This is a genomic window from Tumebacillus flagellatus (assembly GCF_000714935.1).
Taxonomy (GTDB): domain Bacteria; phylum Bacillota; class Bacilli; order Tumebacillales; family Tumebacillaceae; genus Tumebacillus; species Tumebacillus flagellatus.
On sequence record NZ_JMIR01000002.1, the window covers coordinates 27,996 to 51,402 of the forward strand.

General features: G+C 54.3%; 31 protein-coding genes. 5 read left to right on the plus strand and 26 right to left on the minus strand.

The features are described from left to right. Positions 1-4 precede the first annotated feature (4 nt). The 20 genes from EL26_RS01735 to EL26_RS26615 all read right to left on the minus strand — a co-directional run bounded on the left by EL26_RS01735 (position 5) and on the right by EL26_RS26615 (position 12,281). A complete protein-coding gene (locus tag EL26_RS01735) occupies positions 5-937 on the minus strand; it encodes a DUF3102 domain-containing protein (RefSeq protein ID WP_038083860.1) in 933 nt (310 codons plus the stop codon). Then, positions 934-2,505 (minus strand): PcfJ domain-containing protein, encoded by a 1,572-nt coding sequence (locus EL26_RS01740; protein WP_052035872.1) that lies wholly within the window; start codon positions 2,503-2,505, stop codon positions 934-936. The genes EL26_RS01735 and EL26_RS01740 overlap by 4 nt, the downstream gene beginning before the upstream one ends. Positions 2,506-2,519: 14 nt before the next feature. Continuing rightward, complete coding sequence (locus EL26_RS23290; RefSeq protein WP_052035873.1) at positions 2,520-2,939, minus strand: hypothetical protein; 420 nt, start codon at positions 2,937-2,939, stop codon at positions 2,520-2,522. 13 nt (positions 2,940-2,952) lie between these two features. Next, positions 2,953-4,917, minus strand: coding sequence for a DNA polymerase (locus tag EL26_RS01750; protein WP_038083862.1), 1,965 nt, complete (start codon positions 4,915-4,917; stop codon positions 2,953-2,955). Positions 4,918-4,930: 13 nt separating this feature from the next. Continuing rightward, positions 4,931-5,542 carry a hypothetical protein gene (locus EL26_RS01755; protein WP_038083865.1) on the minus strand — a complete coding sequence of 204 codons (612 nt, stop codon included), beginning with the start codon at positions 5,540-5,542 and terminating at the stop codon, positions 4,931-4,933. Continuing rightward, on the minus strand, positions 5,542-5,994 hold the full coding sequence (locus EL26_RS01760) for a hypothetical protein (protein ID WP_052035874.1): 453 nt from the start codon (positions 5,992-5,994) through the stop codon (positions 5,542-5,544). The genes EL26_RS01755 and EL26_RS01760 overlap by 1 nt, the downstream gene beginning before the upstream one ends. After that, positions 5,991-6,164, minus strand: a complete 174-nt coding sequence (locus EL26_RS25245) for a hypothetical protein (protein WP_161780640.1) — start codon at positions 6,162-6,164, stop codon at positions 5,991-5,993. The genes EL26_RS01760 and EL26_RS25245 overlap by 4 nt, the downstream gene beginning before the upstream one ends. A gap of 19 nt (positions 6,165-6,183) precedes the next feature. Further along, on the minus strand, positions 6,184-6,612 hold the full coding sequence (locus tag EL26_RS01765; protein ID WP_038083868.1) for a hypothetical protein: 429 nt from the start codon (positions 6,610-6,612) through the stop codon (positions 6,184-6,186). 103 nt (positions 6,613-6,715) lie between these two features. Next, entirely contained in the window at positions 6,716-7,315 is a 600-nt protein-coding gene (locus EL26_RS01770; RefSeq protein WP_038084228.1) for a DUF2815 family protein, read from the minus strand. Between the two features lie 96 nt (positions 7,316-7,411). Next, positions 7,412-7,801, minus strand: coding sequence for a hypothetical protein (locus EL26_RS01775; protein WP_038083870.1), 390 nt, complete (start codon positions 7,799-7,801; stop codon positions 7,412-7,414). After that, positions 7,798-9,159: a DUF2800 domain-containing protein gene (locus EL26_RS01780; protein ID WP_038083872.1), complete on the minus strand. Its 1,362-nt coding sequence runs from the start codon at positions 9,157-9,159 to the stop codon at positions 7,798-7,800. Before EL26_RS01780 ends, EL26_RS01775 begins: the two co-directional genes overlap by 4 nt. Continuing rightward, positions 9,159-9,590, minus strand: a complete 432-nt coding sequence (locus EL26_RS01785; RefSeq protein WP_038083874.1) for a hypothetical protein — start codon at positions 9,588-9,590, stop codon at positions 9,159-9,161. Before EL26_RS01785 ends, EL26_RS01780 begins: the two co-directional genes overlap by 1 nt. Positions 9,591-9,654: 64 nt before the next feature. Continuing rightward, positions 9,655-9,801 carry a hypothetical protein gene (locus EL26_RS25250; RefSeq protein WP_161780641.1) on the minus strand — a complete coding sequence of 49 codons (147 nt, stop codon included), beginning with the start codon at positions 9,799-9,801 and terminating at the stop codon, positions 9,655-9,657. Further along, a complete protein-coding gene (locus tag EL26_RS01790; RefSeq protein ID WP_038083876.1) occupies positions 9,798-10,103 on the minus strand; it encodes a hypothetical protein in 306 nt (101 codons plus the stop codon). Before EL26_RS01790 ends, EL26_RS25250 begins: the two co-directional genes overlap by 4 nt. Next, positions 10,090-10,308, minus strand: a complete 219-nt coding sequence (locus EL26_RS01795) for a hypothetical protein (protein WP_038083878.1) — start codon at positions 10,306-10,308, stop codon at positions 10,090-10,092. Before EL26_RS01795 ends, EL26_RS01790 begins: the two co-directional genes overlap by 14 nt. 4 nt (positions 10,309-10,312) lie before the next feature. Next, positions 10,313-10,588, minus strand: a complete 276-nt coding sequence (locus EL26_RS01800) for a hypothetical protein (protein ID WP_038083880.1) — start codon at positions 10,586-10,588, stop codon at positions 10,313-10,315. A gap of 23 nt (positions 10,589-10,611) precedes the next feature. Further along, complete coding sequence (locus EL26_RS01805) at positions 10,612-11,433, minus strand: helix-turn-helix transcriptional regulator (protein ID WP_038083883.1); 822 nt, start codon at positions 11,431-11,433, stop codon at positions 10,612-10,614. A 6-nt stretch (positions 11,434-11,439) separates the two neighbouring features. After that, positions 11,440-11,634, minus strand: coding sequence for a hypothetical protein (locus EL26_RS01810; protein WP_038083885.1), 195 nt, complete (start codon positions 11,632-11,634; stop codon positions 11,440-11,442). Continuing rightward, positions 11,631-11,891 (minus strand): helix-turn-helix domain-containing protein, encoded by a 261-nt coding sequence (locus tag EL26_RS24315; RefSeq protein ID WP_238546034.1) that lies wholly within the window; start codon positions 11,889-11,891, stop codon positions 11,631-11,633. Before EL26_RS24315 ends, EL26_RS01810 begins: the two co-directional genes overlap by 4 nt. Before the next feature lie 162 nt (positions 11,892-12,053). Continuing rightward, positions 12,054-12,281, minus strand: coding sequence for a helix-turn-helix domain-containing protein (locus EL26_RS26615; protein WP_038083886.1), 228 nt, complete (start codon positions 12,279-12,281; stop codon positions 12,054-12,056). Between the two features lie 176 nt (positions 12,282-12,457). Between EL26_RS26615 and EL26_RS01825 the strand changes: the two genes are divergently transcribed. Beyond that, positions 12,458-13,687 (plus strand): helix-turn-helix domain-containing protein, encoded by a 1,230-nt coding sequence (locus EL26_RS01825; RefSeq protein WP_038083888.1) that lies wholly within the window; start codon positions 12,458-12,460, stop codon positions 13,685-13,687. Positions 13,688-13,720: 33 nt separating this feature from the next. Here EL26_RS01825 and EL26_RS01830 read toward each other — a convergent pair whose 3' ends face one another. Next, positions 13,721-13,978: a hypothetical protein gene (locus EL26_RS01830; RefSeq protein ID WP_152559143.1), complete on the minus strand. Its 258-nt coding sequence runs from the start codon at positions 13,976-13,978 to the stop codon at positions 13,721-13,723. Between the two features lie 239 nt (positions 13,979-14,217). On the opposite strand from EL26_RS01830, the gene EL26_RS01835 reads away from it, so the two are divergent. Further along, positions 14,218-15,762, plus strand: coding sequence for a recombinase family protein (locus EL26_RS01835; protein ID WP_038083893.1), 1,545 nt, complete (start codon positions 14,218-14,220; stop codon positions 15,760-15,762). Between the two features lie 11 nt (positions 15,763-15,773). Here EL26_RS01835 and EL26_RS01840 read toward each other — a convergent pair whose 3' ends face one another. Continuing rightward, positions 15,774-16,049, minus strand: coding sequence for a hypothetical protein (locus EL26_RS01840; protein WP_038083895.1), 276 nt, complete (start codon positions 16,047-16,049; stop codon positions 15,774-15,776). A gap of 119 nt (positions 16,050-16,168) precedes the next feature. Between EL26_RS01840 and EL26_RS01845 the strand changes: the two genes are divergently transcribed. The 3 genes from EL26_RS01845 to EL26_RS01855 all read left to right on the plus strand — a co-directional run bounded on the left by EL26_RS01845 (position 16,169) and on the right by EL26_RS01855 (position 18,816). Next, positions 16,169-16,369: a hypothetical protein gene (locus tag EL26_RS01845; protein WP_038083896.1), complete on the plus strand. Its 201-nt coding sequence runs from the start codon at positions 16,169-16,171 to the stop codon at positions 16,367-16,369. Between the two features lie 168 nt (positions 16,370-16,537). Beyond that, the gene (locus tag EL26_RS01850) at positions 16,538-18,244 is read left to right on the plus strand and encodes a methyl-accepting chemotaxis protein (protein WP_038083898.1); all 1,707 of its coding nucleotides are present in this window, start codon (positions 16,538-16,540) and stop codon (positions 18,242-18,244) included. Positions 18,245-18,381: 137 nt separating this feature from the next. After that, positions 18,382-18,816 carry a PepSY domain-containing protein gene (locus EL26_RS01855; RefSeq protein WP_038083900.1) on the plus strand — a complete coding sequence of 145 codons (435 nt, stop codon included), beginning with the start codon at positions 18,382-18,384 and terminating at the stop codon, positions 18,814-18,816. A gap of 47 nt (positions 18,817-18,863) precedes the next feature. Here the strand turns inward: EL26_RS01855 and EL26_RS01860 are convergent, their stop codons facing one another. From EL26_RS01860 to EL26_RS01875, 4 genes are read right to left on the minus strand one after another with little or no spacing between them, the layout of a single operon-like run. Further along, entirely contained in the window at positions 18,864-20,276 is a 1,413-nt protein-coding gene (locus tag EL26_RS01860; RefSeq protein ID WP_038083902.1) for a GerAB/ArcD/ProY family transporter, read from the minus strand. Between the two features lie 15 nt (positions 20,277-20,291). Beyond that, positions 20,292-20,522: a hypothetical protein gene (locus tag EL26_RS01865; protein WP_038083905.1), complete on the minus strand. Its 231-nt coding sequence runs from the start codon at positions 20,520-20,522 to the stop codon at positions 20,292-20,294. Positions 20,523-20,524: 2 nt separating this feature from the next. Continuing rightward, entirely contained in the window at positions 20,525-21,700 is a 1,176-nt protein-coding gene (locus tag EL26_RS01870) for a Ger(x)C family spore germination protein (RefSeq protein ID WP_038083906.1), read from the minus strand. Next, positions 21,697-23,379 (minus strand): spore germination protein, encoded by a 1,683-nt coding sequence (locus EL26_RS01875; RefSeq protein ID WP_081856898.1) that lies wholly within the window; start codon positions 23,377-23,379, stop codon positions 21,697-21,699. Before EL26_RS01875 ends, EL26_RS01870 begins: the two co-directional genes overlap by 4 nt. Between the last annotated feature and the right edge of the window lie 28 nt (positions 23,380-23,407).

A 23,407-nucleotide genomic window follows, 5' to 3' on the forward strand; every position in this document is an offset into this window, starting at 1 on the left:
CGGCCTACTGAATACTCTCCAGCATCCGCTGGAGCAGTCGCCCGATTGCCCCCTTGTACTTCTCCCGCTCTTCGCCCTCTTCGAACTCATCAAGCGTGCCCAACAGGTCGTTGAAGCCGTTGCTCAGATTGCCGATGATCAGCTTGAACTTCACCAAGGACTCGTTGCTCGGCGGCGCGCCGTTTTGATCGGCGGCTTTCGCGCGCAACGCCTCCAACTCTTCCAAGATCGCGGGCGGAATCACCTCGACTGCCGCCCCGGCTTCGATCGGCTTCGCCTTCAATTCCTCTTCAAGTTCTTTGATGCGGTTTTGAGAATCGGTCAGGTCGCCTTCCACGCTCTCAAGCGCCAAGGTCAGCCGCTGTACCTGCTCGTCGCTTCCGGTTGCCTTCGCTTTCTCCAGCGCCTCTTTCGTCTGCCGGAGTTCTTCGGCGAGATCGCGACTTTGCCCAAGTTGCTGTTCCAACTCGATGCGAGCTTGACGCTCTTTCTCGGCTTTCGCTTCAGCTTCCTTGGCGCGCTTCTCGGCGTCAGCCGCTTCCTTCTCAGCCTGCTTTCTTGCTTTGATCGCTTCGGCCAGCTCGCGTGCGGATTTGTTCTCCGCGTCGTTGTCGCGGATGAAGTCTTCTCGCTCCTCGGCGGGCACGCCCAGCAGTGCAACCGCTTGGGTGTAGTTCAAATTCGCAAACGCTTGCGAATTCGCATCGCCGTACTCTTTAGCGACGCGCATGAAGTTGTTGGCGGAGGACTGGCTGTAGCTCACGTTTGCCCCCAACCAGTCGCCCCACTCGCCGTGCGCGACGAGCTCCTTGGCTTCAATCAGCCGCATGCCGATCTCGATTGCGTTACGCAACATGATCTCGCGCGTCTGTTGGTCGATGGTGCGGATCTCGAACGCGATCATTTCCGGCGTGCGCACTACTTGCAATTCACTCATACTGCAACCCCCAGTTTGTCATCGGTCTTCCGACCGCGCTTTTTCGATTTCTTGAACAATTTCTCTGCCACGAAGGCGTCGACGAAATCCTTTACTTCCTCTGTCATGTCGCGGTTGGAGTGGCCCCGGCACTGCGACAACCTCCCCCCGCACACCTCCATCGTGTAAAACGGAGTGTCAGGCGCGTTTACCTTGCGGACGACGAACAGGTCAGTCTCACCTTTTGCGTACCGCGCGCTGTATCCACCGACACAGTGACGGAGTGTCTCCCCTTCGTTGATCAACTCGTCAACGTTTTGGACTGGCCTCAAAATGAGGCCCTTTCTCCGGAAAATGAATTTTTTCAGCTCATCAAATCGCTTTGCAAACAACGCTTGCTGCGCCTCATCGCGTTTCACCTTCACTTGCGTGGAGGTTCTTTGGTGCGCAGCGTGGAGATCACGAGGGTACAAGATCTGCTCGTCCCTCAGGTCAAGTCCCAACTCCAAGCATTCATTGATGTAGTCTCGCCAGTCACGCATAACCCAGTTAAAGTAGCGGTACTGTTTACGCTTCTCCATCTGCTTGATGAGGTATTTGCCGACCTTTGCGTACGGTGAGTAACGCAGAAGAAGTTTCAGCTCATCAGAGTTGTGAGGGTCAATCAAGTCCTGCATTTTCTCTACCTGCTCGAACGTCGCCGACACTCCGTGTTTCCTGCACATCTGGTAACTGCGGAGGAACTGGGGGGTCAGTCTGACCCCCTCGGCACGGAACCTCTTGAGCTCTGCTTTTGAAAGTCGCAGCACTCTGTCAATCGACTTCTCGTTCCAGTTGATTGAATTGTAGGTGTAGCCACCGGTCAGCTTCGCATCAACGAAACTGCGATACCCGAGCTTGGTCAGGTATTCAACGCACGGGTACTTCGCAGCAAGATCGAAGAACCGAACAAGATCCCAAGATTCATCCAGATAAACTTTCCACATGCTGTACTGAAAAGGTGTACCTTTGACGGCTTCGTACACGCTCTCCATTCCTAAATAAACGTGTTGCAACCCGTTCATTCGCGTGCTGAGTTCCGATTGAATGTTTGCTGCTTCATCCCATCTATTCTCCCTCTCACTCAAACGAAGTTGCTTGCTCCTACCCTTTACCCCATTCTCAGAGGGCTCAAACAAATACAGGGAGACTGTCTTGTACGTTGTATTAACGTCGTACACGTTGCTCCGATAGTCACGAGAGACCCGAATGCCACGCGCAACGATCGCGTTCGGGTTGACCTTCGATTTCTCGTACCAAACCACATACCCGATGTCGAAAAGATACTTGCGGCCACGGTTCAAACTCTTCACGATGACGAGAGATTTGCAGTTCTGACACTGCCAATCCTCATTGTGCTTGAGCAGGCTCCGCCCAAAGGACACCGGGTATTCTTTGCGACAGTGGGTGCAATAGCCGTATTGATCTTTCTTTACACGCCGCACGACCAGATAGCGGGAGTGGAGCAGTACGGTATTGGTCACGAAATCTTCAAGCTCATGCCCGAAATTCGTAGGGAAATGAGCGAAAAACTCCTCATGATTTGACATGCGCTAGCCCCCTCCTACAGCAAATCGTCGAGAGAGGCACTGAAGCGCGCCGTCTTCTGCGGCGTGCTCGTGACCGGCTTCGGCGTCTCCGGTGTGGTGGCGGGTGCCGCCTCGGTCTTCGGCGTGGCCGCCGACAACTCCGCCAACGGGTTGGGCACCGTCGGTGCGGACTCCACGCCGAAGTATTTCAGCACGATCCGCATCCCCTCGACGGGGGAGAGCATCGCCATGCCGTTCTTTTGCTTTTTCTTCGCCTCGTCTCGCATCGCCGCCAAGTTATTGGCGATCGTCTTGTCTTCGGCGATGAACTTCTCCGCCGTGTCGGGGTTCTGGTCGATGAAGCCGACCAGCACTTCCCCGATGTACTGGATATACTCGTTATCTCTGGCCGCTTCCATCTCGGCCCGGAGCTTTGCAATCGCTTCTGTTTGCATGGGTGATGCCTCCTTAGTCTTTTTGGTAGAAATCGCAATCGTAGCCTGCTGCCGTCAGCGGCAGACCCGGCGCCCATTTAATGGGACGGCTCATGATCTGGACGACATGAGCATAGTGGCGGGCCGTCCACGTCGGCTCCTCTGAAACAACTTCGTCGTGGATGTGCATGGCGATCTGGTAGCCTTCGTCGTCCAGCCGCAGCATGTTCTCGGCGAGACAATCTCGCGCGATCGCCTGCACCAAGTTCTCCACCAACCGGCCGCCGTAGGTTCGGTGCGTCGTCCACTTTTTCGTTTGCTGGTCTTGCCCTTCAAACTCTAGGGCGTCCTTGTCGAACTGCGCGTCACGCTTGATGCGCGGTTTCACATAACAGAGGCTTCGCCCCGAAGGGAGATCGGCGAACAGCATTCCCGCTTCGGGGCGATACTGAACGCCGTGCGCCAACTTCACCGTGCGCTTCTCCTTCACCGCCGTCACTGCCGCCCGCTCGGCGGCGTACCACAGTTGGACAATGTTTGGATTTGCCGCACGCCACTGCTTGACCAGCGCGGGGTATTCGTCAGGGTCGATCTCCTTCTTGGAGTCCATCGCAGCGATGGCGTTCGGCCCACCCTGGAAACCACAGGCGAGCGTCGCCACCTTCCCCGAAGCGCGGAACCGGTAGTTCGCGTGACCCTTGGTGATCGTCTCGAACGGAACGCCGAACATGTTGGCCGCCGTCGCTTCGTAAATCTTGCCGTGGCTCCGGAAGACGTCCAGCACCCAATTCTCATCCGCCAACCAAGCGATGACGCGTGCCTCGATGGCGGAGAAGTCGGCCACGAAGAACTTGGAGCCCTCGGCAGGGATAAACGCCGTGCGGATCAGTTGCGAGAGCACGAACGGCGGCGCGCCGAACAGCATTTCCAGCAGTTCGAAGTCTCCGCTGCGCAGGATCTCCCGCGCGAGTGCCAAGTCCTCGATCTTGTTTTGTGGAAGGTTCTGAACTTGGATGAGCCGTCCGGCCCATCGGCCCGTTCGGTTGGCACCATAGAATTGGAGCAGGCCGTGAGCCCGTTCGTCGGCGCAGATGGTGCGCGCCATTGCGTTGTACTTGTCAACGGAGGTCTTGCCCATTTCCTGGCGGAGTTCCAACGCCCGGCGCGTCTCTTCGTCCGGCGCGGCGTCTAGCAACGCTGGCATGAAGTCTTTGCTGAGTCCGTCCGGTGTCTCCAGCCCTCGCTCCGCCAGCCACGCTTTGAGCTGTGGCAAACTGTTTGGGTTGTCCAGCCCGGTCAACTCCTTGGCTTCTTCCAACAGTCGCGCCTCGTACTGCGCATCGCAGGCAATCGCCTGTTCGACCAGCACGGGGTCGAGCTGGACGCCGCGGTCGTTGATCCGCTGGTCGAGCGCCCACAGCCGCCACTCCCCGTCGGGGACGGGGAACCGGCTCAACTTGCGGTCTACCTCCCGCTCCGCTTCCACGTCCTGCCGGTTGTAGGAGATGTACTCTGACCACTTTTCAGGGTCGTGGTGCGGATGGTTGCGGGTGCGCCCGCCATTCGTCTTCGTCGGCTTGCAAGGGACGGAGAAGTACTTGATCAGGTTCTTGCCCTTTGCGTCCTTCTGGATCGACACGCCCAGCACTTTGCCCGCTTGGTCCAGACTGGCCGGAAGTCCAAGGTACTGCGCGTGCACCATCGTGCATCGCCACTGGAGTGGGTCGCACTTGATGCCGAAGTGTTTGGCGATGGCCGTCCGCTCGAACGCAGCGTTCCACGCTTTTTTGATTACGTGCGGATCGGTCAGGTCGTGCGCCACCCGCTCCGGTAACTCCTCGAACGCCGTCAGGTCGATCACCTGCACCGGGTCGTCGCCGTAGGCGTAGCCGAACAGCAGGATCTCGAAGTCCGGCGACTCGACGTAGCGGTACACGCCGGACTTTTTCAGGTCGACGGAGGAGAAGGTTTCAAGGTCGATACGGAGTACGTCGGTCATCCTCGGTCCCTCCTCAGTTCACACGGGTGTCCACCCACTCGGGGATGGAGCACGTCGGCGCATGAGCGCCAAAGCCGAATCTGTCGTAAACCGTACCCGTCAGCGCGTTCAGCCAGTACGTCCCTTTGAGTTCGTAGTTTGTCGTACCCCCGCGCGTCTTCTTATGGAAGTAGCGAACCTCAAGATGCGACTGCGTGCTGTTCGTCACCAGCATCACGCGGAAGTTGCGCAACAGCTTGTTCAGCGGCGCGATGATCTCCCACTTCATGAGGACTTTCACGTTCCCGACGGGGACCCACACCGGAGTGATGATTTCCAACTGCTTCGTGCTCGTCAGCTTGGATACGCGCTGGTGCAGATCTTTCCATTCGTCTTGCAAGGGAGCTACTTCGAGTTTGACTTTTGCAAGTTGCTCCTCGTCCTTGGCGGTGCGTTTCTTCTTCGCGTTCAGACGGCGCTCGATGGCTTCGAGCTGGTCAATCTTTCGAGTCAAACGGGCGAGCTCGCTGCGGTCACGCTTCTCCTGCGCTTCGCGTTCTTTCAGCACGTCGTTGTAGCCCTTGATCTGCTGGCGAACAGCGGCCAGCCCCTCTTTCGGGACGGTGAAAAGGTCGGACTTTGCCATCAGTTGTCCGTCCTTTCGCGCATCGCGTCATGCTCCTCAAGCATCCGAACCACCCAGGCGAAGTTGTCTGTCACCAAATCAGCGAAACCGTACATCACGTCGAAATCCCCGTTTTCGAACTGCTCTTCGTAGATGATCAGGAGCTTGCCCGCTCCTTTCGCATAGCCCGCCTCAAGGTGTGCGGACTTCCCAGCGGGGCGCACGAGGAGCACGCAATCCGCCCAATCGATCCACTTCTTGTCCTCGGCGAAGGCGCGTTGCACCGACTCCTCCGCCAAGATCGTCATGGCGTTGTGCGAAGTCACGTCCGGCAACTGGCCGAAGTTGAACACGAACCGCCCCGTGCTGGAATCGCAGAACGCGTCAACTTCATGCCCGAAATTGCGCAAGATGCCGGTGATGTTCTTTACTTTCTCAGCGTTCTTCCAAGAGGAAGCCAGATAGATTTTCATGCCGTCACAACCTCCTGTTTCTGTTTTGCCGGAGGAAACGGCCTCGGCGGCAACTTGCCAGTGTTCTTTTCGAACCAGATATCGATCCAAACGAGCAGAACCGTTGCGTGATACACGCGGTTGACACCTGTTGCACGCGGATCAACCTTCACCAGCTCGTAAAATTTCATCGTGCACACTTCCTTTCATTTATCGCTTTGGCAGTTGCTGATACCTGTACCACGCGCCATCGTCGATGAAGGTGAACCTGCTTTCGAGGTTTGAGGTAAAGAACCCACTGTAAAAGGCATCTAGGTAATCGGTGTCGCCGTAGCACAGGTTCACGAGTGCGATTTGGTAGACGCCGTCTTCAAATTGAAGCAACGTCAGGTATTCGTCGTGGTCTGGCCATTTGAAGTGCAGGAAGTAACCGACCAACCAAAACGGAACGTCTTGGTGCAACGCGTGAAATTCGGCGTTGCCCTTGTGCCCTATGCAGACGGGAACTTCATCTCTAGGGGCTCGTCGTGCGCTCAAAACCCTCGCTTTGAGTTTCAGAGCGAGAATTGGGTCCCACCCTACCGAACCGCTGTCAAGGTCGCTCGGCTCTTCCAGTTGGAAAAAGAAGAACCAGAACATGCCGTGTTGCTCCTTTTCGTGTGTCAAATCGCTTCACCAGCCTCTTTTTGGCTGAAATTGCTATAGGAAAGGGGACCCGTCTCCGAATCCCCTTGCAGATTGATTAGTCCAGAAAACCGTCGTCGTCGCCGTAGTCATCGTCGTCATCGAAGTTCTCGTCGGCAAAGTCAGTCGCTACGCTTGCACGACCAGCCAGCGGATCGCCGTCTTGCACTTTGACGATGTTGTTCAGGCCAGCCGCAACGCCGCGGTTCCCCTTCGCGTTGAACGGGTAGAAGTTGATCGACACTTTGGCGAAGCAACCACTGTACACTTCGGTGCTGTCGGTGATCTCTTGGAATTTCGGTTTGCCTTGCGCATCGCGCCCCATCGGTTTTGCGATACCGGGCTTGTTCTTCGAGGTTGCGTTCAGGAAGTAGTGCCCCGCATATGCCTCATCGTCCGGTCGCTCTTCGTCGCCGTCGCGGAGCGGCTTTTTCAGGTTCGACGGAATCTTGCCACCCCACAGACCCTTGCCCGCCTCAGCTGCCGCGTTGACGGCGGCTTGAATTTTGCGCACCGTTTCCTTGTCTTCCTTCGGGATCAAGATTGCCGTGGTGTACTTCAACTCGCCCGCGTCGTTCAGCTGCGGTTCGAAGATGTGGCAGTACGAGAGACGTACCTTGCCGGTGATTACTTTCGTGCTGTTGTTGTCGAGTGCCATTTGGTTGTTCCCCTTTGCTCTGTTTTTGTAACTGCCGGAGGACCATCTTCCGGAAGTCATTTGGTCGACGTAATAATCAGCCATTTCCCCCATGAATTAGCCCCCTTGCCTTGCGCTGGAGGCGATCGCCTTCATTTCGTGGTAATCGTCCTCGTAGTCATCGTTGTCTACGGCTTCGATCTCTTCGAATAGTGCCTCGTAGCGTGCGATCTTCTCCGCCTGCTCGTTGTATGCCGCGATCAGCGCATCCACTTCGTCGAGCAAACGCGGCATGTCGGTGCGAGCGGTCGAGATGAAGATGCCGTTTGCCAGATTCTCGTGCCGTGCGCACTTTTGCAGCGTGGCGACGCGCAACTCTCCATACCCCGTATCGGGGCCGTTCACGTTGCCGTATTCGTCGTAAACCCACGGCCCCAGCGTTGCTCGGCTCAAACGGCCGCGCATTGCTGCCAGTTCCTCGGCGGTCAAACGTTGGTGGTCACTCATACGTCAAACTCCTCTCCGGCAAAATCACCCTCCACGCTGTTCAGCTCCGGTCGCTTGTCCGTCTCGGGTACGAGAACTGGCTTGCCCGGCGGCTTCTGGATCAGGCCGACCCCTTCGAAGTTGGCGCGGACGGTTTTGCGGTCGAGTCTCGCGACACCATCGAGTACGATTTGATCGCCCATCACTTCGCAAACTTCGACTTCCTGCCCCTTGGTGAAGTTGTTGAGGCAATCATCCTTTGCGACGAGCGTTTGCCCTTCGTAGAACTCCAGCAGCTCGGCGACTTCCTTCTTGCCAATTTTCTTTTCGAGGTCGCCAATGCCGCACAACTCTGTTTTCAGATACTTCTCGGGCTCGATCTCGGCGGATTCAAAGCGTGCAACCGCAACTTCTTTGTTGGTGATCTTGCGGTTACTCCGGCCTTCGACCAGCTTCCATTGCGGAATTTTTTGACCTTTCACGGCCTGATCGTGCGCAAACTCCGCGACGTCCTTTGCCCACGCCGACAGTTGCTCAGCGACGAACAGAATGGAACCGATCTCTTCGAGGTCGAGCAACGCGGGTTCTTTGAACTCGTAGGCCAGCGCCTCCATGTTCGCATCAGCACGTGCCCGGCAGTTGCCTTTGGCTTTACACCATCGGCAGTGCTCGCCTGCCTTGTAAGTACCTTTGCCTGCCCACGCCTCCTCGGCGGCGGGCTTGACGACTGTGTCGGCCCACGCTAGGAGCTCGTCAATGCCGATCACGTCTGTGCTCACGCTGTCGAGGCGTGGCTGCACGATCGTCATGCGGATTTCGCGGATGTCGTAGAGCCAGTTGAACGCTGACCAAGCTCCAAGGCCGTAGAGCTTCATCTGATAATTGCCGACGGCGGAGACGGGCACGCCCTTGCCGTACTTCAGGTCGATGATCTCCAGCACGCCGTCGGCGATGATCACCACGTCGCCGGTGCCGAAGCCCTCCGGCACCCACTCGGAGTAGTCAAGCCGCTCTTCGAGTTGCACAATGGCATCAGCAGAACGCGCCTTCGCTTCCAAGAACCGCTCCTCGACGACCGCGACGTACTCCTGCACGGCGTTTTCCATTTCGGGTCCGTAGAAACGGTTGCCAAGTTGAAAGGCTTTAATGCTGGCGTTCAAATCGGCGCGTGCCTCGGAGTCGCAAAGGGTGATGCGCTGGCGCAAGTACAACTCCGACAGCTCGTGCGCCGCCGTGCCCTCCTCGGCGTACTCGCTACGCGACTCTTCGTGGTGCTCCGTCAAGCGGGCACTCGGCGGGCAGTTGATCCACCGGGGGGCAGATGAGGCCCCCAGCAGAGCATGTGCGCGTTCAGCGTGTGCGGGTTGAGTGGTAGTCATTACAGAGCCTCCAAGCGGGTTTTGAAGTTCGCGCGCTTCCCTTCCGGAATGTTGGAAAGGGACGGGCACTCGAATTCATCAAGGAGTGCTTTCACTTTGGCTTTGTCCTTCGATACTGCCAACGCCCTCAACTCTACGACGGTCGGAATTTTCTCCTCATCGCCCTGATCGCCGCCAGATTCGTTGCCGGAAGATTTCGGATCTTCATTCGGCGGCGGATCAGACTTCGGTGTTTCGGTCGGCGTCGGATCAGCGGGCGGTTGCTGATCGGGTTTCGGCTTGCCGGTATTGCGGGTGCGCGGCGGCTTTTCGTCTTGCGGTGTTGCGGTCGGGGCGGCAACGGCTTGTCCGTTCATAGCGGTGGACAATGCGGCCAGCTCGCGGACTGCCTCGGCGGCATCTCCGCCGGTGATTTTGATCTCTACGGGCATGGGTCAATGACTCCTTTCAACTTTCGAGGTATACTGTTTGGTGGATACTTCTTTTGGCAGCCGTCTATTGCGGCTGCTCTTTTTGTGTTTTGAACTCTTTGTCCGACTTCAACGGCACACGGTCTTTGATCCGATTGGTTTTGATCATGTGCTGGAGGAACAGCAAGACTGCAACGAGCGCTCCACCAGCGAGTGCGTCAAAGGTGCTCATGCGGCAACCTCCCGATATCCTTCGATCTCGTTCAGCCAGCCGCGGATGATGGCGATTGCCTCGGCATCGTAAGGGGTTTCGTGGTGTCGAAGTGTCTTCTCGGAGTTAAGCCAAAGTCTCCACTTACCACGGAAGCAAACAGCCGTGATGGCATTCTCGTCGGTGTCGAACCGGAGCACATCGTGTAAAGACGGCATGCTCGGAAAGGATATCAATCGCGCACGATGCCCAAGGCTCTCCGCGTCGTCGATCACGGACCGCCAATCGGCGGAGAATGCGGCGCGCTGTTTATGCGTCAGCATCGGAATCACCTCCAGTTCGTTTCTCTCGCCCCAGGCGGAGTAGTGCCAATGTGAGGCGGACGGTGAATTCATCGTAGGTCATCCCGCCTTTTTCGCCGAAACTCAACCCTTGGGTGATTGCGAAGTCCATGCAAGAGTTGCAAATCTCATCGTAGGGGTAGTCCGCTTCGAACTCACACCGACAGGTGACGCACTTGGTCTTCATGCGGCTATTCCTCCTCCGTGATGACCACGGCGTTGTAAAGGATCACGCGCTTGCCGTCGAGGTCAAACTTCACCTTGCCGCCATCGGTGTTGGCGTCAAAGTCGATGTTACCTTTGTAGGTCTTGAGCAGTTTGCCGTCGTAGGTGTAAACCTCCACGCTACGTTTCAATCCCCCGCTCATCTCTGAACTCCAATCCTTCGCCGCTCGACTGCACGACGCGCAACCGGTGAACAGGATCGACAGCACCGCGATCAGCGCAACCTTCGTCCACTTTTTCAATGTCCGTCCCTCCTCTCATCTGATTAACCAGCCTTGCACCGCGAGAGCTTCGGCGGGCCACCACCTCCCCCAAGCGCCCGAGCGGCGTCAAGCGCCAGAGCGGCGTCAAGCGCCAGAGCGGCGTCAACGCTCGTCGGGCCGTGCGCTCCGGAGAGCACTCGGGCGATGTGGCCGCGGCTCGGGAAGATTTTCAGTTGAGCATCACCGCCAGCGGCGATCTTGTAGTAGTTGCCCTTCCGCTCGCCCAGCATGACCACTTTACCTGCGAGGCGGTGATTTCCGCCGATCACGATGGAAGCGCCCGGCGCGGCGGACTTACTGCGCATGTCGGCGACGAGGAGTTCCTGCAAGACTTGGTAGGCTTCGCAGAGCGTCGCGCACACCTTGCGCCCGAACGCTGTGCCGGACTTCCCGCATTCGGCGCATTGCGCCTGGTACTCGGCAATCGCCCAAGCGCGAGACTCCGCTTCCATCGGCTTGCCGATTGAGGAGATTCGTGTTACACTTTCAGTACGTGTTTTGACAACGGATTCTTTGTGTTGTCCTGCCGCTGCAACGACAGGCAACCCGGACTCGCTCGCCGACTCTGCAAAGTCGGGCGGGCGTTTTTCGTTTACGAGCTGGCCCCGATCAGCGCGGGCCAGCTCTTTTTGTTCGAGGTCTTGCACCGAAATTCCCAAGCGCTTGGCAAAGTCTTCGATCAAACCCGACTTGCCCGCGCCGTCGTTCTTGCAGTTCTCGATCTGCGAGAGCAGCGTGCGGGAGCAGAGACCGTCGGCCAACTCGGTTTGCGTCAGGCCCGCTTGTTTCCGGAAGTGCTTGAGCTTGTTACCGTCGATTTTCATTCAGCGTCACTCTTTCGAAGATAATTTTTTTGTGATAATCTTTGTCATCGTTGTTGCTAGTTGGCAAATTACTGGATCGCCGTCCTCTTGGAGTTTTCGAAAGTGCTCCTTACGTTCATCTGGTGACATACGCAGCACTCCAGTTTTTGAATGTAAAGTCACTTTCGTTCCACCAAGATTCAGAGTTACGCTGTCGCTCATACCGCATCAACCCCCTGTCGAATGGTATGCGTTTGAGCATGTTCACTTTCTTTTTTACATCGTGTGAAACTGTCGCCATAAAAAAGTTCATCGACCGTTATGTCGAAGTAATCCGCGATTCTCATCGCGATTTCTGGAATCGGGAAGCGTTTCCCGTTTTCATACTGCGATAATGCACTAACCGAAATTTCCAAGTCAGTTGCCACTTCAAGTAACGTCTTCGCCCCTCGAAGTGCGACAAGTTTTCTGTTCTTCACCACCTCACCCTCCTTTCCACTTAACGAACTGTGAAACTGTCGGTGCGTTGATGTAATCTTATTCCCTAGCAAAATCGTTTTGCACCGTTTTGTTTTGTTTACTGTTATGAAACTTTGAGAAAAAGGCATAAAAAAAAAAGACCGCCTCATATAGAGACGGCCTTACTCTTCTCGTTTTCTTACCGTGAATAAGTCCCCAAAGTCAACTTCCAAAAAATCACATAAAGCCTCTACAGTGGAGAATTGCACTTGTTTGTTCTTATTGTTCCGCATATTGGAGATTGCGGATTCTGTGATCCCTGTCGCATCGCTGAGTTTGCGGTTTGTCAAACCTCGTTCACTCATAATGACATCCAACTTACACACAACTTTCGGTCTTGGCACAAACATCACCTCTTCATAATTCTAGCACAATGGATTATTTCTCTCAATATTATTGACCTCGATATTATTGTGGTCTATAATGTGAATCAGATGGTTTGTAGTATTCCGCGATTCTATTTACTGTTTCTTAAAACCATCGTATAATTCAGTTACTGACTACTTTTGGTAAGGGTGTGATAATTGTGTATTTGACAGGTGAAGAATTACGAAAACGTCGCAAGGAACTCGGAAAAAGTTTGGATGTTCTGGTCGAAGAATCCGGTGTTTCGAAGGGGTACATAAGCCAGTATGAGAACGGAAAGATCTCGTCTGTTTCTGATAAAACGATGCAGAAATTGTGCATAGCGCTCGGATACACGGTAGCCAGCACTAATGACGAAGCTAGCAACGAAGTAAAAGTTGCTCGACTCGCTGCTGATATGAAAAGAAAAACAATGTGTGCGGAGGATCTGTTAAATATCGCAGAAAACATACAACTTGATGAAAACGACCGTTCCCCCCGAACCGCGGGCGATTTGAATCTTTTCAAAGCGGAATTGTACCGATCACTCCGGAAATTCTCGAAAGCTGTTCCTTGCGTTGTAATAGCCGAAGAGATCTTCGCAAGGAACGGGGACACACTGTCTTGGTGCAAGTCAGTATACGAAAGTGCGATGATCAAATATGATAAAAACGATTACGATGAAGCTCTAGGGCAGTTCAAAATCGTGATCAATCGTTTACGAGAAGTACCCTATCAAAATGCTTTTCTCGCCAAAATATATGTCCAGATCGCAAAATGCGCGTCTTCGATTGGTAAGCACCATATTTCCAAAGAATACCTAGCTATGTTAGACGTTCAAAAGGAATTCGTTCCGAGTGCTGATTGGATGCAAATGCAAGCTGAACGACACAGGGTTACAGGGATGGCGTTAATTGGTAGTCATGCCTATACTGACGCACTCAAAGAATTTTATAAAGCTGAGGCATTGTACAAGGAAGCTAACAGCAATATTGACATATTGAGAACAACATACAACATAGCCCTCGTTCATATGAAAATGGGGGATCACGAAAAAGCCTTGGCTTTAGCAATGGAAACATTAGATGAGCAAGTGGAAAAAAAATCGCCTATAAATGATCAAGCCGACACGTTAATATTGATATCGAGGACCCTGTTAGCTCTCGGCAGGCACATTGAAGTTTCTGCTTTCTGCAACACTATTATCCAAATGGAAGGCGTTCACGTACAACGTTTAGCTTACGCGAAATACTACCTCGCGGAAGTTGAATACGCGAACGGAGATCTCATCGGTTTCAACTCAGGGCTATCCGAAGTTATTTCTCTGCTCTACCAAGAAAATCAGAGTGAATATGCCGTAAGATTTATGAATAGGTACATGGAAGTTAACCATATTCTTAATAAAAAATAACACCCTTAGCCGATTAGCTAAGGGCGTTATTTTTTAGAACGCATGTGCCGCCGCTAACTTCGGATCAGGATCGACGATAGCTGCGACTACGGTGTATTTTTGGGGGTCAAGATCAACCATTGCCCCGGCGTAAATAAGAGATTTTGGATCTGGGTCAACAATGTTCCCGATGAATTTTTTAGTTGCATGCATGTTTGCATTCGGTCCCCAAGCCATTGTTGTGATAGCGAACGCTCCTACGGCAGAAATAATAGATACGGTCAACATCAACTTCTTAAGTCCTTGCCTCATTGATTTTCCCCCATCCCCTAGTCTCAGCTCCAATATACTCTTGTGCATATTGTACCACCCTCCTCTTTGCGTATCCACTTAAAATTTGTCGGAATTTTATATCAGAAAGATTCTGACACCTCCTAAAACAGATCGACAGCGAACTGAAATCATATGTGAATATCCTAACAATTTCTCGACCTCAATAATTTGTGGTAGAATATACATCATAGTTCACTAAAAGGAGCAGGCGAGCAGACATGAAACTACTAACAGGATTGAATGTCATCATCTATCTTCGGAAATCACGTGCGGACCAAGAAGCGGAAGCCCGTGGCGAAGGAGAGACTCTTGCTAAACACCGGCGGGTGTTACTTGAATTCGCAAAGCATCATAAGATCAAAATACTCCACATATTCGAGGAACTTCTCAGCGGCGATAGGATTGTAGATCGCCCAGAAATGCAAAAGGTTCTCCATGCGGTCGCTGACAAGACTTATAACGGCAACCATATTGACGGTGTTTTGATTATGGACATCGACCGACTTGGTCGCGGGAATAAGATCGATCAAGGGATAATCGAAGATACATTTAAAGAATCCGGCGTATTGATCATTACGCCCCGTAAAGTCTATGACTCGCAAGATGAATATGACGAAGAAGCGATGGAAAACGAAACCTTCTTCTCGCGAAAGGAATTTAAGCGAATAAATCGGAGGTTACAAAACGGTCGAAAGGATAGTGTAAACGACGGGAAGCACATAGCGAAAAAACCACCATATGGTTATGAGCGAGGTAGCGATCTGAAACTGCGGCCTGACCCTGATACCGCTAAAATCGTGCGCATGATCTTCAACTGGACAGCGGACGATAGATTGGGCCATAAGGCTATCGCAGGCCGGTTAACAGACATGGGCGTTAAGACCCCATCTGGTAAAAAAATTTGGCCACGTTCTGCTATTGCGCGCATTTTGAAAAACGAGGTGTACTTAGGGACTGTTATTTGGGGGAAAACCAGAATCGTCAAAAGTCCATACGGAGGATACCAACAAATACCTACTCTTGATCGCGACAAATGGACGATAAAAGAGAATGCCCACGAGCCATTAGTAACTCGTGAGCTTTTTGAGAGAGCCAACGAGGTAGGGGCTTCTAGGCCATTGCCAGTTCCGAAAGACAAACGCCTAACTAATCCTCTTGCCGGTCTTATTTTCTGCTCAGAATGCGGATTTAAAATGCGTAGGCAACCCAACCCGAAATACGAAGCCTTTCTGATTTGCACTACCAGAGGCTGTAAAAATAAGCAGGCACAATTCCAATTGGTCGAGGGAAAATTACTGAACTCACTTAGGTTAATCCTATTGGAGATTGAGGTATCTCTGGAAGAATCGAAAGATACAAGTGAAGTTGAAAGAGCGCTACTCCTACAAACGATTAAGAATTATGAAAAGGATATTTCTGAAACAAAAAATCAAATAAGTAGAGTGCATGATTTATTAGAAAAAAATGTCTACTCTATTGAACAATACCTAGAGCGGAATGACGAACTCGCAAAACGCATCGAGAAATTACAGCAAGACATTGGAAACGTTAAAATCCAATTGTCAGTGTTGGACGAGCGAGCCGATAAAATGCGAACCACAATACCAGAAATTGCTAACGTACTTGCAGAGTACGGAGAAATTTCAAATCCAGAATCAAGAAATCAAATGCTAAAAGGGATTATCGACAAGATCACCTACACTAGAAAACCCGAATGGAAAGACCCTCACCAATTCGAACTCGATGTTCACCTGAAAATTTGACTTAGTATACATCATAGACCCTTAAATTGGTTGAGACGGTCTTCGCTGACCGGAATCTTGAGTTGTTCAGCGAATTTCTTCGCCATCTCTTTGACCGCTTCCGGGTCTTTCCACGTATCCGGGGTCGTTTTCTGCACCTGGCCCAGCATTCCGAGCAGGCCGCCTTTGTTGACGTTTTTCAGACGGTCTTTCAGTTGGTCTGCGAGACTCGGGGGCGTTTGCTGGTTGCCTTGTGCGCCTGCAGATTTTTGCGTGCCCTTGGACGTATTTCTGCCTTTTTTCGGCATGGTGTTCACCCTCCTCTGCTCCCTTAAATCCCTACCATCTTATGGACGGCGCTTCCTTCTTGCCACGGATGAGCACGCCCATTTTTGCCGATACTGAGGACAGGGAGGTGTTAGAGCTTATGGACGGTTTGGTTGCGTTCGTCAACCGCATGAACCTGTTGCTTTGGATTGCCGTGATCGCCTTGGCTCATTTGCTGCTTTATTTGTTTCTTGGCACCGATCATTGGCTGTTTGCCACGGTGGCGGCGACTGCGGTGTATGCGATTGTCCTCCTCTCCTTGAAGTCTCTGGCCCGCAACAAAGACAGGAGCGCTCCTTAGGGCGCTCCTTTTTTCTGAAAACGTAAAGTTAATTGATGTAACTCAAAGCGGCGAACCTCGTTAACAGTACTTTTTACCTAGTTGGAATGCCCAGTATCTGTCTATTAAATACGCCACGTATCGTATATAATGGATGTATGTCTAAGAATTTTCGGGAGGATTGCACGTATGTTTTTGCGTAACCTGAAGTTGGTAAGCAAACTATGGGTGTTAATCGGAATCGCACTGCTGTTTTTGGCGGGGACGGGGGTGGTCAACGCTGTTTATACCAATCAGATGTCCGCCGATTCACAAGAGATGTATGATGATCGCTTGATACCGATTCAGATGACTGACCAAATTTTGTTGAACAGCCGGGCTTCCGATACCTACTTGGTGGAGTTGAACTTCCAAACGGACTCCGCTCAAGCCGACAAGTTGATAGAAACCATTCAAAACTTGTCCAAATCAAACGATCAATTGCTACAGCAATACAAAGCAAGCCAGTTACTACCGGAAGAAGCTAAGTTGCTGACCACGTACGATTCGCAAGTGACCGCCTTCCGTGCCAATCGAAATCTCTATCTGCAAAAAATCCAAGCGGGCGACAAGGGGGCGTATCAGTTCTTCCTGGAACAGCTTCGTCCGCAGCGCGAATCTTTGAACTCCACTTTGGAAGCTCTTAAAGCATTAAATGTGAAATCAGCAGAAGATTTGCATCAGAAAAGCTCCGACGACGCAGCGGCCTCGTCCCGCTACAGCCTCGCTCTTCTGGTGACCGCTTTGGTGTTGCTGGCCGTCATCGGCTTCATGATTGCCCGCAGCGTGACCAAACCGATTCACAGCTTGCAGGCGTTGATGGCGAAGGCGCGCGAGGGCGACCTCACCGTGCAGGGCACGTACCGTTCCAAGGACGAGATCGGCCTGCTGACCACCGATTTCAACGAGATGATGAGCGGCTTCAAGCACGTCGTGCTCACGCTCCAAGAAACGTCGGTCACGCTTGCGTCGAGTGCGGAACAGTTGACGGCGACCACGAACCAGACGTCGATTTCCACTCAGGAAATCACGAACGCCATTCAAGACATGTCCCAAGGCGCGGAAGTGCAGATGCGCGGGGCGGAAGAAACCAATCTGACGATGCGCCAGATGAGCGAAGGTCTCCAACGCGTCGCCGAATCGGCCAACCTCGCCACCGAATCGTCCGCCGTGGCGACCCGCGAATCGGAATCGGGCACGGCCGCCGTACACAACGCGGTGGAGCAGATGACGTCGATCAAGCAGACGGTCGGCACGTCCGCGGTGCTGGTGCAGGAATTGACGGAGCGTTCGCAAGAAGTCGGACAAGTTGTGGAAGTGATCACGGAAATCGCCAACCAAGTCAACCTCTTGGCGCTCAACGCCGCGATTGAAGCGGCGCGCGCCGGAGAGCACGGCAAGGGCTTCTCCGTCGTCGCCGATGAAGTTCGTCAATTGGCGGAGCAATCGCGCGAGGCGGCCACTTCCATTCACAGCATCATCGAGCAGATGCAGCACAACACCGATCAAGCGGTTGTCGCGATGCAGGCCGGCACCGAGGAAGTCGAGAAGGGCATGCAAGCGGTGAGCCAAGCCGGCGAGTCGTTCGCACGCATCTTGAGCATGACGCAGGAAGTCGCGATGCAAATCGAAGAAGTCTCCGCGTCCGTCGAAGAGATGTCGGCGGGATCGGAAGAGATCTCCTCTTCGGTCGACTATATGGCCGACATCGCCAACCAGTCCGCACAGAACTCGCAGATGGTCGTCGCCGCGTCCCAAGAGCAGTTGGCTTCGATTGAAGAAGTGGCGAGTTCCACGGAACAACTGTCGCATTTGGCTGTGGAGTTGCAGTCGATGATCGCCAAATTCAAAGTGTGACAACCTGTAAGCCTGATGGATACAAAGACCCGCTTCCCCTTGAGAAGCGGGTCTTTTTTGAGATTCGTTACAAACTACATTTTTTATCGTATACTTAGTCTAGGTCTCGTAACCTTCAATCGACAGGGAGAACACTCATGAAAAAGAAATACATCGCCGTGACAGCTGTTGGACTCCTCTTGGGCGGCTTGGCTTGGTTCAGCGGAGCAGCGATGACTCCCGCCGAAGCCGGTCTGCACACCCGATTGGATCGACAAGCGCTTGCCGCAGACGGAATCACTTTGGATGTACCCGATCATGACCCTCAGATTGTGCAGAACGACGCCCTGGAACGTGCCAAAGCGGCGTATGGAGGCATGCTTGCCGGGAATTGGGACGTGCAGGTGGAATACCATCTGATCAGCGGCCCGACCGTCATCTCCGCCAAGAACGCCCGTCATCTGGAGCGGACACCGTGCTACCTCGTCCTCTTCACCCGCACCGATCCGCCCGCGCCGGGTAGCCCCCGCTTGGTCCATGTGCTCGTGGACGCCCAGAGCGGAGAAGTGTTGCAAGCCTTTTCTCATCGATAACGCGTCCCGCCCCGCGGAGTTTCCGCCGGAGGCGGGATTTTTGTTTTTTAGGCGAGCTTTTGTTCTTGTTTTTGCTTCAATTCCGGCTTGAGAGACGTGAGGCGCACTTGGCGCATCTCCAGATACGAGGCGACCATCATCATGAGCATCGAAACGCTGTAGAGAATGCCGCAAGTCGCCCCGATCCAGGCGTTGTCCCGGCCAAGCGCGGCTCCGACGATGATGAAGACAAAACTGCACCCGAGGCAGGAAAGCGTGATGACAAACCAGGTCCTGCCGGTCATGCGGTCGATCCACTTCGTGTTCGGGTCGTCCCGGCGCTCGCGTTCTTTTTGCCGGATCTCTTCATCGGTTTTGCGCTCGCCTTCGTCGTGCTTGCTGCGCAAGAGCAGGACGAAGAGGAACATCGTGAAGGGGAATTGGATGAACCCGAGTGTGAACAGCGAGCCGAAATTGCCGAAATCAAATACTTCCACCACGCTGTGAAACGCCATCGCCGTCGTCACCACCAGAAACCAGCCCAGTTGGCGGCTGTACAAGTTCTGTTTGGTGCGCTTCGTGAACGAATTCAGCCCGATGATAAACGCGGTGTAGAGAAACGAGACTTTCAGCAAAAAGGACGGCAGCCACACGCTGAACATCACCAGTTCCAAGCGGTCCAAGTAGTCGGTGATGTGGATTTGCTCCACCAGTGTGAAGTTCGGGTACATCATCCGCCCTGCGACCGTGGAGCCCAGCACGCAGATGCACATGAACAACAGCAGCGACAAGCCTACGCCGGACAGGGAGACGGCAAACGTCAGAGCGGAACGAATCTGTCGAGACACGGAGAGCGTATGCAAAAACGCCCCCGCCACGATCATGTCGCCAAACCAGCCCAGCGGGAGGATGTTGCTTTCGATCACCTGCGCAAACCCGCTGCCCAAGACCGGTTCCAGCCGCTCAAACGAAAATTCGTTCGTCAACAACAACGGCAACACGAACAGGACGACCACAAACAGCGGAAACATCAAATCGTTGACGCGGGCGATCACTTCGACGCTGCTCTTGCTGTAGTACATCAACACCAAGATGAACAGCAAGAACGTGATCTCCTCCGGTGTTTTTAAGAGCAGGGTTGAGTTCATGAAGTCGGCGAACGACCGGGTGTCCCGGATCAAAACCATCCAGAGGTAAAACAGGTGCAAGGCGTTGAGGAACCCGCCAAACCAACGACCGCAGAGGAGAAAGACGATGTCAAAGAGGTGTTTTCCCGGAAATTTCTTGGCGCACAGCGCGTAAAAGTAGGCCATAAAAATCGCATAGCCGACCCCGAGCGCTTGGGAAAACCACGAGTCCTGCTTTCCGATTTCGAGCAAAATCTTCGGAAGCGAGACCAGACCGCCGGAGATGAGGACGGTGGCCATCATCCACGACATTTGACGCTGGTTGAGGATATGCATCTGTTTGTGTTCCGACATCGGACCAAGACCTCCTCACGCTTTGGTGAATTGGTGGAACCACGGAGCGAACTTGTAGACGATGACCTCCGTCGGCATCGGGACGTGGACGTTGGCATAGGAGCAGAGGAAGCCGCTGATCGTGCAGACCACCATCGTCCAGTAGATCGCTTTTTCCCCTCTTTTCGCGCGCTTGAGCTCTTTGCGGTCCATCCACAGCGTCGCCAAAAAGCCGATCAGAAACACGACAACGTAACTCATCTGCATGGCTACTCGTTCTCCTTCTTCGCCAGATTCTCCGAAATCAATCCGACGCGTGCCACTTCCGTGTTGACGGAAACGTGAAACACGGCTTTGTCCAACTCCTCGTACCAGTGCTCCCGGTATTTCTCTTGCCATTGGCGCGGAAACCGCCGGGACAGGAGCAGCCCGAGTTGTCCGGCGTCGGAGCGGTTGGCTTGCGTCTCACGGATCGCCTCTTCCACGCCCTCGCGCAGTTTTTGATCTATGGCGCCTTCGAGTTTCCGGACGTTTTCGGACATGCCGAAATCCACGCCTTTTTCCGCTTCGACGACGTAACAATTGGCGTTGATCCTCACGTTGAACGTGAGGTGGTCGGACCCGAGCACGGGCGTCACTTCCGATTTGCCCTTGTAGAAGTTCACCGCGACTTTGCCGAGTTCGGGCAATTCGTAGGAATCGGAGAAGGGTCTGAACTTTTGGCGCACCCAGTGGATACTTTTGGAGGCTTCGTTTTGGAGCGTTCCGGTGAGTTTGTCGTCGTGAAATTGCGCGTAGCCGATAAACTGCGTCTCGGTGGATGTTTGCTCGCCTTTGGTGGTTTTGACCGGCTTCATCATCGGAATCAACGGGTCGGTGCCCGTTTGGCTGAGCTCTTGCGCGACATCTTTCATGTTGACTTCAATCATGTTGTCGGATTGGAGGATTTCGCGCATCGCTTCCGCCGAAAACCGTTCAAACTGCGGCTGGGCGTTGAGCAGATCATAGCCTTTGCCCTTGGCGATCACGATGTTGGACGTCAGCCGGTTCTCCGGAACGCGCGCGACGACGTCAAACAGGTCGCGGATGCCCTGTTTCGCCAGTTCCTCTCCGACGATCAGCACGCGCCGGTGGGCAAAAAACAGCTGCCGCGAGAGGCGGGCTTGCTGCTTGTTGTTGGCTTCGCGGACGGTTTTGCCCGTCTCGGAATCGACGTAGTAACTTTTCTGTCCGCTCGTGCCGCCGCCGCCCCCGGTGGCACCGCCCATCTGCCCCGGCAGTGCCATCTGAACCGTGACGCGGTATTGGCCGTCGTCCTCCAAATCGTACGCGGTGGAGAGGACGATGGCGATGTCGTTGACTTCCGTGCGGTCCCAGCAACCGGAGACAAACAGCGTGGAGAGCAACAGCATGACCCAAAACAGCGACAGAAACTTGCGGCTCATGTGTCCGGTTCCTCCTCTTCGCTGGGATGCGGGATGTCCTGTCCCTTCTGCCCTTTGCCCCGGTCGACGTCCTTGACCATCGCTTCGCCCGCGCGGCGGGCGTCTTGGATGTCGAGGAAGGACGGGCGCTTGGACATCTCCGTCCACGGCGCGCGGATGATCACGTCGCGCAAATCGTTGGCGGAGAGCGGGCCGGTCGGCGAGAGGTACGGGATGCCGAACGAGCGCAGGTTCGCCATGTGCCCGAGGATGAACATCACGCCGATCAGGATGCCGTACATGCCGAAGATCGAGGCGAGGATCATCAGCGGAAAGCGCAGCATCCGAAACGTGATCGCCGCGTTGTAACGCGGGATGGTGAACGACGCGATCCCCGTGATCGAGACGATGATGACCATCGGCGCCGACACGATGCCCGCTTGCACCGCCGCTTGTCCGACAACGAGCGCGCCGAGAATCGAGACGGCTTGGCCGACCGTCTTCGGCAGGCGCACGCCGGCTTCGCGCAGGGCTTCGAACGCGACTTCCATGATGAACGCTTCGACGACCGCCGGAAACGGAATCGTCTCGCGGGCGGCGGCGACGGAGAGCAGAAGCGTCGTCGGCAACATGCTTTGGTGAAACGTGGAGATGGCGATGTAGAGCGAGGGCATCAGCATCGCCAGAATCAAAAACACATAGCGCAGCCAACGGATCAGCGTTGCCATCTGGAAGCGTTCGTAGTAGTCTTCGTTCGCTTGCAACAGCTGCCAGAACGTCGTCGGCGCGATCAGCACAAACGGCGTGCCGTCGACGAAGATGGCGACCCGCCCTTCCAGCAGCGACGCCGCCACGGTGTCCGGGCGTTCGGAGTATTGCACTTGCGGAAACGGGGAGTAGGTGCTGTCCTGGATCAGCTCTTCGATGTAGCCGGACTCCAACACCCCGTCGATTTGGATTTTTTGGATGCGCCCGATCACTTCCTCGACGGTGGCGGGGTCGACGATGCCTTCGAGGAACGCGACCACGACGTTGGTGTTGGTGTGCCTGCCGACGACCATCGATTTCATTTTGAGGTTGGGCGTTTTCAGTTTGCGGCGCAGCATCGCGGTGTTCGTGCGCAAGTGTTCAATGAAACCTTCGCGCGGGCCGCGGACGACCGCTTCCGTTTCCGGTTCGGCGATGGAGCGGGTGCTGCCGCCGCGTAGACCGAGCAGGAGCGCTTTTGCATTCCCTTCGATAAAAACGCCCGTGTCCCCGCCGAGAACGGAGAGCAGCAAATCGCCGTAATTGTCAACATCGGCGATCTGACAGGCGGGAACCGATTCGAACGCCAGCGTCGTGACGAGGCCGGATTCGCCCTCGTCGATCATCATGCCTTTGAGCGAGCGGTTGACTTCCGCCGTGTCGATCAAGCCGTCCACAAAAACGGCGAGCGCCTCCCGCGAGCCTTCGATCTGAAACGGGCGCAACACGATGTCCGAGCAGTCTTGAAACAGCACTTCCAAGAAACGGTGGTTGCGTTCCAAGTCACGATAGACCGGAACTTCGTGAAGTTGCTCCACATACTGACGGTTGTGTGCGTCCAACGGGCTTTCGTGCTCGTGCTTGTCGTCGGCAGGCTCGGGTCGCTCGTCGCGCTCGGTTTCAAGAACCGCGTCCTCAATCGCTTTGCGCGTTTTGCGAAACCGTCGATACATGGAACCACCTCCTTGCTTTGGTAGAGGT

Bases quoted from the DNA above. Each gene is read 5' to 3' on its own strand.
- EL26_RS01865 (WP_038083905.1), bottom strand. From the start codon at position 20,522: ATGCAGATGAGTTACGTTGTCGTGTTTCTGATCGGCTTTTTGGCGACG.
- EL26_RS01840 (WP_038083895.1), bottom strand. From the start codon at position 16,049: ATGCCGAAAAAAGGCAGAAATACGTCCAAGGGCACGCAAAAATCTGCA.
- EL26_RS01860 (WP_038083902.1), bottom strand. From the start codon at position 20,276: ATGTCGGAACACAAACAGATGCATATCCTCAACCAGCGTCAAATGTCG.
- EL26_RS01855 (WP_038083900.1), top strand. From the start codon at position 18,382: ATGAAAAAGAAATACATCGCCGTGACAGCTGTTGGACTCCTCTTGGGC.
- EL26_RS01850 (WP_038083898.1), top strand. From the start codon at position 16,538: ATGTTTTTGCGTAACCTGAAGTTGGTAAGCAAACTATGGGTGTTAATC.
- EL26_RS01785 (WP_038083874.1), bottom strand. From the start codon at position 9,590: ATGCCCGTAGAGATCAAAATCACCGGCGGAGATGCCGCCGAGGCAGTC.
- EL26_RS01740 (WP_052035872.1), bottom strand. From the start codon at position 2,505: ATGTCAAATCATGAGGAGTTTTTCGCTCATTTCCCTACGAATTTCGGG.
- EL26_RS01760 (WP_052035874.1), bottom strand. From the start codon at position 5,994: ATGAAAATCTATCTGGCTTCCTCTTGGAAGAACGCTGAGAAAGTAAAG.
- EL26_RS25250 (WP_161780641.1), bottom strand. From the start codon at position 9,801: ATGAGCACCTTTGACGCACTCGCTGGTGGAGCGCTCGTTGCAGTCTTG.
- EL26_RS01810 (WP_038083885.1), bottom strand. From the start codon at position 11,634: ATGAGCGACAGCGTAACTCTGAATCTTGGTGGAACGAAAGTGACTTTA.
- EL26_RS01870 (WP_038083906.1), bottom strand. From the start codon at position 21,700: ATGAGCCGCAAGTTTCTGTCGCTGTTTTGGGTCATGCTGTTGCTCTCC.
- EL26_RS23290 (WP_052035873.1), bottom strand. From the start codon at position 2,939: ATGCAAACAGAAGCGATTGCAAAGCTCCGGGCCGAGATGGAAGCGGCC.
- EL26_RS01835 (WP_038083893.1), top strand. From the start codon at position 14,218: ATGAAACTACTAACAGGATTGAATGTCATCATCTATCTTCGGAAATCA.
- EL26_RS01765 (WP_038083868.1), bottom strand. From the start codon at position 6,612: ATGTTCTGGTTCTTCTTTTTCCAACTGGAAGAGCCGAGCGACCTTGAC.
- EL26_RS01780 (WP_038083872.1), bottom strand. From the start codon at position 9,159: ATGACTACCACTCAACCCGCACACGCTGAACGCGCACATGCTCTGCTG.
- EL26_RS01775 (WP_038083870.1), bottom strand. From the start codon at position 7,801: ATGAGTGACCACCAACGTTTGACCGCCGAGGAACTGGCAGCAATGCGC.
- EL26_RS01750 (WP_038083862.1), bottom strand. From the start codon at position 4,917: ATGACCGACGTACTCCGTATCGACCTTGAAACCTTCTCCTCCGTCGAC.
- EL26_RS01830 (WP_152559143.1), bottom strand. From the start codon at position 13,978: ATGAGGCAAGGACTTAAGAAGTTGATGTTGACCGTATCTATTATTTCT.
- EL26_RS01875 (WP_081856898.1), bottom strand. From the start codon at position 23,379: ATGTATCGACGGTTTCGCAAAACGCGCAAAGCGATTGAGGACGCGGTT.
- EL26_RS01755 (WP_038083865.1), bottom strand. From the start codon at position 5,542: ATGGCAAAGTCCGACCTTTTCACCGTCCCGAAAGAGGGGCTGGCCGCT.
- EL26_RS01770 (WP_038084228.1), bottom strand. From the start codon at position 7,315: ATGGCACTCGACAACAACAGCACGAAAGTAATCACCGGCAAGGTACGT.
- EL26_RS01735 (WP_038083860.1), bottom strand. From the start codon at position 937: ATGAGTGAATTGCAAGTAGTGCGCACGCCGGAAATGATCGCGTTCGAG.
- EL26_RS26615 (WP_038083886.1), bottom strand. From the start codon at position 12,281: ATGTTTGTGCCAAGACCGAAAGTTGTGTGTAAGTTGGATGTCATTATG.
- EL26_RS01790 (WP_038083876.1), bottom strand. From the start codon at position 10,103: ATGCTGACGCATAAACAGCGCGCCGCATTCTCCGCCGATTGGCGGTCC.
- EL26_RS01795 (WP_038083878.1), bottom strand. From the start codon at position 10,308: ATGAAGACCAAGTGCGTCACCTGTCGGTGTGAGTTCGAAGCGGACTAC.
- EL26_RS01845 (WP_038083896.1), top strand. From the start codon at position 16,169: ATGGACGGTTTGGTTGCGTTCGTCAACCGCATGAACCTGTTGCTTTGG.
- EL26_RS01805 (WP_038083883.1), bottom strand. From the start codon at position 11,433: ATGAAAATCGACGGTAACAAGCTCAAGCACTTCCGGAAACAAGCGGGC.
- EL26_RS25245 (WP_161780640.1), bottom strand. From the start codon at position 6,164: ATGAAATTTTACGAGCTGGTGAAGGTTGATCCGCGTGCAACAGGTGTC.